The organism is Prevotella sp. MGM1, assembly GCF_002933775.1.
GTDB lineage: Bacteria > Bacteroidota > Bacteroidia > Bacteroidales > Bacteroidaceae > Prevotella.
The window spans coordinates 1-1425 of record NZ_BEWV01000060.1; the positions used below are offsets into that span (position 1 = coordinate 1).

General features: G+C 47.0%; 2 protein-coding genes. Both read left to right on the forward strand.

Annotated features, from left to right (window positions below; genetic code table 11):
- The coding region (locus tag MoGM_RS01725; RefSeq protein WP_158249539.1) for a tyrosine-type recombinase/integrase at nt 1-202 on the forward strand (202 nt) is incomplete at its 5' end.
- Between the two features lie 13 nt (nt 203-215).
- A partial coding sequence (locus MoGM_RS01730) for a site-specific integrase (protein WP_104368501.1) occupies nt 216-1425 on the forward strand: 1210 nt, incomplete at its 3' end.

Below are 1425 nucleotides of genomic sequence, written 5' to 3' on the forward strand. Positions count from 1 at the left end.
CTTGTGCTATCATCAGGCGCGCCATAGTTTTGCTTCGCTGATAACACTCGAAGCGGGTGTGCCGATAGAGACCATCAGCCGCATGTTGGGACATTCCGATATTTCTACCACTCAGGTCTATGCCCGTGTCAGCCCGAAGAAACTTTTCGAGGACATGGACAAATTTATCAAAGCTACCGAAGATTTTCAATTAACACTTTAATACATAAAACGATATGCGAAGCACATTTTCATTGTTACCCTATATCAACCGCAGCAAGACAAAGGCTGACGGAACGACTGCCGTACTCTGCCGTATAACCATTGACGGAAAACAGACCGTTATCAGTACGGGAATTTATTGCCGACCGGAAGACTGGAACGGCAGGAAAAACGAGATAAAGTCCGCAAGGGAGAACAACCGTTTACAGGAATACCTGCGGATAACAGAGGAAGCCTACAATGAGATATTGAAATCGCAGGGCGTGGTCAGTGCGGAGATACTGAAAAACCATATCACCTTGAACAATATCCATCCGACCACTCTCCTGCAAATGGGGGAATGGGAAAGGGAGCGGTTAAGGAAACATTCAGTAGAAATAGATTCCATATCTTCCTACCGCCACTCCATGTACTACCAGAAGTACCTGACGGATTATCTCGCTTCCTTCGGGAAGAAAGACATCGCCCTTGAGGAAGTGACGGAAGAATTCGGCAAATCTTACAAGGCATATCTTAAGAAATGCAAGAATTTCGGGGCATCCCAGACCAACAAATGCCTATGCTGGCTGAACCGTCTGCTTTATTTGGCTGTCGATAAAGAGATTATCCGTGTGAATCCCTGCGAGGATCTGGAATACGAACCAAAGCCGGAAGCAAGGCACAAGTACATCAGTCGTGAGGAGTTCAAGAGAATCCTTGCCACCCCGATGTATGACAAGCGTCAGGAGCTTACAAGACGGGCATTCATCTTTTCCACACTGACGGGATTGGCGTATGTGGATATAAAGCTTCTGCGCCCGCATCATATCGGACGCAATGCAGAAGGCAGACGTTACATCCGCATCAACCGCAAGAAAACAAATGTGGAGGCGTTCATCCCCCTGCATCCCATAGCGGAGCGGATATTGTCACTGTACAATACAACCGATGACGAACAGCCCGTATTTCCTCTTCCGAGCCGTGATGCCCTCTGGTTTGATATCCATGAGATGGGTGTTATCATAGGCAAAGAGGAAAATTTGAGCTATCATCAAAGTCGTCACAGTTTCGGAACATTCCTGATTTCGGCGGATATACCTATCGAAAGTATTGCCAAGATGATGGGGCATTCCAATATCCGGACGACACAGGGTTACGCACGGATAACCGATGATAAAATCTCTAAGGACATGGACAAGCTGATGGAACGCAGGAAGATACAATCTACCGGCGAAAAGACAGACA